We start from the raw sequence: 4990 nt of genomic DNA, 5'->3' as shown, positions 1-4990 counted from the left end.
CCTGTCGAATTCATCAACTCTTTAAAACTAATTTGTTTTATCTTGATCGCCCTGTATCCTTTGTTCATAAAATTAACTCTCGCCACTGGCACATTTGCTCGAGCTAGTGGATCTCTTTGGTATGATCCCATCTCTGGCACAACTTTTGATAATGCAATTATCTTTTTGCCTTCATCATCTTGTTTAAGCATAGATCCTCTTATCATTATATCTGAACCTGACTTTTTACCTTTTGCTTCATATATGCTACTTCCATCACCTAGATATATTTCCAACATACCACCTGGTGTTGCATCTTCCTTTATCCTTCCATATAAGAATATCTCTTTTTCCGCCTCTTTTACACCCGATCCTGCTGGCATAATAAATGGCTTTGTCAAATCAACTCTTTTCTTAGCAATAACGTATATCTTTATGTCATTATTAGGATTCCCGTTTATATCTTGAAACACTGCATATACATTGCCTTTCTCATCCTCTACCGAAAAGTCTGTAACGTGTTCTGGATCTAATACTGCAACCTGTCCTGTATATTCTGCCGTAAACCATATCCTATTTACATGAACTTCTTCATTTCTAGGATTAGTCAATTTCCACTGTCCTAGCTTCACAGCTCCGTCTGCTCTACGTAGCACTTGATCTTCTTGCATATTTGTTGGAATAACTATAGGTGTTGGTGTAAGCATATTTATCAATCCAGCTTTACTTGCCTTAACTAAACTAACCTTACCTGTATCAACTAAATTTTCTATAACAGTCTTGTTATTGCCCTTATTAGAAGCCTTTAGCACTCCATATGATATTCCTATTACATCATCTCTTGTTAATTGATCCTTATTAAAAACCTCTTTTTGCTCTTTTGTTATTACACCCTCAGATTGCAACTTATCCAATGCTTTATTGTAACTAAATCCCGTTACCTTAAGCTGTTGCAATATAAGTGATGCATAATCTATTCCCTTTAAATATCCCTGAGGATTAAAATATAAGCTATTTCCCTTTTCTCTTCCCTTTATATATCCTTTACTTGTAGCATATGCAACTTCTTTTTGGGCCCAATCACTTATCTCATATGCATCCACAAACTTAGCTAATGTTGCTCGAACTTTTGATTCACTCATCTTTTGGGCCTCATCCTCTTGTCCAAACAATCTTATCAAAATTACTGTTGCCTGCTCTCTTGTTAGATTCTTTTCTAGCTCTGGTTTGTACTCTGTCTCACTAACACCTTTATACAACCCAAGATCGTATAATATTTGGGCTTCTCTCTCGTACGACAGTCCTGCAGCAAATGACGATACTACACTCAAACAAGCAATCAATGCAGCAAACATTTTGCTAAAATACTTCCACATAACGCTAAGTCTCCTCTCTATCTAGATTATTCTAACAAAAAATCTATTTCGATTATAACATTCGCATCCTTATAAGGCAACATTTGTAACCAAAACTTAATATTCCCATCTTGCATCACATTGATAAACCTATTTTTTATTTGTAGTAAAAAAATAGGTTGACAAAAAATTATATTTATTGTATTATATTGTTAAAATGGTTTTAAAAGTAAAATCATTGTTTTAATATTGAGGAGGTTAAAGAATATTTTGTAAGCTTAGTATATTGGTAACATACATACTGCATAATAAGCTATATTTCTATCTTATGATAGGTGAGGGAGTGTCCATACTCCATTTCTGGTTCATATAAGCAAGATTTAAATATCAAGACCTATATTTCTTGCATTTTCAAACCAATATTTCTTACTTTATGTTCTGCGACTTCCTCAGTATTCTTTAAATCTTATTTTAGCGTACAAAGACTTCTCTTAATATTCATAAAATAACTTTTATAAGCGTTTTAGAACACTATTTAAGATATGTAACCAAAATTTAATATTTTTATTTCACGTTACTGCCACACAGTTATTTTTTTCGATATTTTTTGATTTTTGGGGTTGGATTATTCTACTTAATTGTGGTATACTTCAAGGTACCAATTTTTTTAAAAAAGGCATGTGATTTTTTATGAATTTTAAAATAAAAAAAACTTTATTATATTCAGACACACAACTATCAGATATTTTTATATCTGACTATCTACCAGCACTAGATGCAGATAGTGTCAAGCTATATGTATATTGTTTGTTCTTAGCCAAATACAATAAAACATTTGACATTACTACTCTTTCAGAAAAACTTGGTATGTCTAAAGATATTGTTAGAAATTGTACAGATAATCTTAGGTCATGTGGTCTTATTGTACAAAACGAAAATTCCATCACTTTTAACGATCTTAAGGAACGTGCCGTTTTGTCAAATTTTAAACCACGTGAATCATCCGATCCTCAAAAGTGTATGTCTTCTATTATACATAAGAAAAGGAATCGAGTAATAAAAAGCATCAACAATAAATTCTTCCAGGGACTGATGTCTCCATCATGGTACACTGATATAGACTCTTGGTTTGATATGTTTAAGTTTGAGGATGATGCCATGTACATGCTGTTTCAGCACTGTTTTGACCGAGGTGTACTGCAAAAAAATTACATACTAACTGTTGCTCGTGATTGGTTTAATAAAGGCATTACTACTTCTTTGGATGTAGAAAATTACTATGAGGAGTACCAAAAAATAAAAAATATTAGCTATAAGATAAGGAAAAAACTTAATAGATCTACTCCTTTCTCTGAATATGACGAGAAAGTGATCGAGAAATGGATATCTTCATTTAAATATGACTTCGACATAATTGAGCTTGCATTACAAAAAACCACTGGCACAGCTAATCCTAATTTAAATTATGTCAATCGCATAATAGAAAATTGGTATAAAATGGGGCTTAAGACTCGCGAAGATATTATATCTTACTCTAATTCTAATAAGGGTAAGAAAAATAAATCAAACACAAATACAAATAACATAGACACAAAGGTATTATCTAAAAACTTTGAACAACGAGACTATGATGCCAAGTATCTGGAATCATTCTACACAAATTTTGATTCTGATACTTCTGCAAAACAAGGAGGTAATGGAAATTGACAAGCATTTACAATCAACTGAAACTAGAATATGAACAAAAGCGTCTTAATAATTACCATATACGACAAGAACGTTTGGCACTGGTATATGAGAAAGTACCTCAAATTGAGGCTATCGATACCCAAATAAAGCAGGCTGGCATAAAATACAATATGCATATATTATCCAAACCTGATGATACCAAAAGTATTACCAAGCTTAAGCATTGTATTGCCTCTTTAGATGAAAAAAAACGAGCTTTGCTTTCTGACAACGGTTTTGAGTACACTTTTCTTGATGAGATATATGATTGTCCCTTGTGTAAGGATCGCGGCATAATACAGGATGAGTTTTCTTCTCGCATATGCCACTGTTTTCAGCAAAAATATATCAACCTAGTATTTGGGCAATGTAATTTATCTATTATCGACAAAGAAAATTTTAGTACATTTGACGAAAACTACTACTCTGATACTGTTGACATCCAAAAATATAACTCTAATAACTCACCTCGTCAAAACATATTGAACATAAAGTCAGCAGCATTGAAATTTATAGAAGATTTTGACAATCCAGACACAAAAAACTTGCTCTTTATTGGCAATACTGGTGTTGGCAAAACTTTTATGCTAAACTGTATTGCATTCGAATTACTAAGAAAATGTAAATCTGTTATATATAAAACATCCTCTCAGTTATTTGACATAATAAACAAGTATAAGCTTCAAGCTTTGTCTGACCCTTCATTCAATTTCGAGGATTATCAGCAAATTTTTAGTGTCGACTTGCTTATAATTGACGATCTTGGAACAGAACCACAGAGTAATTCCAAATACTCAGAACTTTTAAACATTTTAAACCAACGTAAGTTAAACAATCTTAAAACCGTTGCATCAACTAACATAAATTTGTCTTTGATATCAGAAATATACTCTGAACGTGTATTATCCAGGATAATCGAAGACTTTAACATACTGCGTTTTTTTGGTCATGATATAAGAGCCGTAAAAAGGAAAAAAGAGCTATAGGACTAATCCTTACGCCTCTTTTTCTATTATTATTTATCTAAAAAAATTTCCATCTTATCTAATAAATCATTCAAATCCTTGTTGGTTGCTGCCTTTAACTCTTTTTGGGCCATACAATTTCTACACTTTAACACAAGTTTATCTTTTTTAACATATACTGCTATATCCCCACTCCCACACTTACAAACAATCTGACCACTTCGCAATATATTATTTATTTTATCTATACTTTCGTACATCACTTTTGAATTAGTAAAATAACCTCTTAAGTTATAACGCGTATCAACTAAATTTTCTATTTTTTCCTCTATTAAATCCACTTCCCTTAACACATCTTCTGCATTTTTCCCTATAACACATAAAGGAATATCCGCATATGGGCAATATAGTACCAAAACATCTTCACGCATTATTTCCCTTTTTAGTAATAAAAATGAATGTACCTCATCGCACTTAGGACAATAAAACGCTATCTTTAATTTTATCTTATTTATATTTATAATACGTAAACCCGACTCTCCGCACTGACAACGTATATCGCTTCCTCCGCAAAAAATTCTAAAAATAGAAAGCTTACACATCTGTACATGATCACATTGATCACACTTAAATGCTATATATATTCTCGCATCTATCGCCATACCATCACCTCTTTCTGATGTACGCTCATTACTCTCTTATTATCTATATTATACATAGGCATCAAAAAATCCTCTTTTGAATAAACAAAAAAGGATTTTTTGATTATCATTATAGCTTAATGTTTAAGTAGCTACTATCAATATCAGATAGTAGCCACTTTTTTCCCTTTTCCTACTTAACTATCACTACATTATCCAGTGCATCTATCACGCAAACACTCCTATGGTTTACTAAGTCCACATTCACCTTAGTTGGCATATTCTGTCTAAATTCCACTAAAACTCAGTCATTGTATACCAT

4 protein-coding genes are annotated in these 4990 nt (G+C 32.1%); 2 read left to right on the top strand and 2 right to left on the bottom strand.

Annotated elements, in window-relative coordinates; translation table 11 throughout:
* A partial coding sequence (locus tag J6Y29_05980; protein ID MBP5427416.1) for an S-layer homology domain-containing protein occupies positions 1–1355 on the bottom strand: 1355 nt, incomplete at its 3' end.
* A gap of 669 nt (positions 1356–2024) precedes the next feature.
* On the opposite strand from J6Y29_05980, the gene J6Y29_05975 reads away from it, so the two are divergent.
* Together J6Y29_05975 and J6Y29_05970 are read left to right on the top strand one after the other, a co-directional pair.
* Positions 2025–3041, top strand: coding sequence for a DnaD domain protein (locus tag J6Y29_05975; protein ID MBP5427415.1), 1017 nt, complete (start codon positions 2025–2027; stop codon positions 3039–3041).
* Entirely contained in the window at positions 3038–4048 is a 1011-nt protein-coding gene (locus tag J6Y29_05970; GenBank protein ID MBP5427414.1) for an ATP-binding protein, read from the top strand. The genes J6Y29_05975 and J6Y29_05970 overlap by 4 nt, the downstream gene beginning before the upstream one ends.
* 29 nt (positions 4049–4077) lie before the next feature.
* Here the strand turns inward: J6Y29_05970 and J6Y29_05965 are convergent, their stop codons facing one another.
* Positions 4078–4689, bottom strand: coding sequence for a hypothetical protein (locus tag J6Y29_05965; protein MBP5427413.1), 612 nt, complete (start codon positions 4687–4689; stop codon positions 4078–4080).
* Positions 4690–4990: the final 301 nt, after the last annotated feature.

This window comes from Clostridiales bacterium, assembly GCA_017961515.1.
Taxonomy (GTDB): Bacteria; Bacillota; Clostridia; order Acetivibrionales; family RGIG10202; genus RGIG10202.
The sequence above is the reverse complement of the archived record's forward strand: the minus strand, read 5'-3'. Positions and strand labels throughout refer to the sequence as shown.

Coding starts and splice junctions, on each gene's coding strand:
- J6Y29_05965 (MBP5427413.1), bottom strand. CDS start 4,689: ATGGCGATAGATGCGAGAATATATATAGCATTTAAGTGTGATCAATGT.
- J6Y29_05975 (MBP5427415.1), top strand. CDS start 2,025: ATGAATTTTAAAATAAAAAAAACTTTATTATATTCAGACACACAACTA.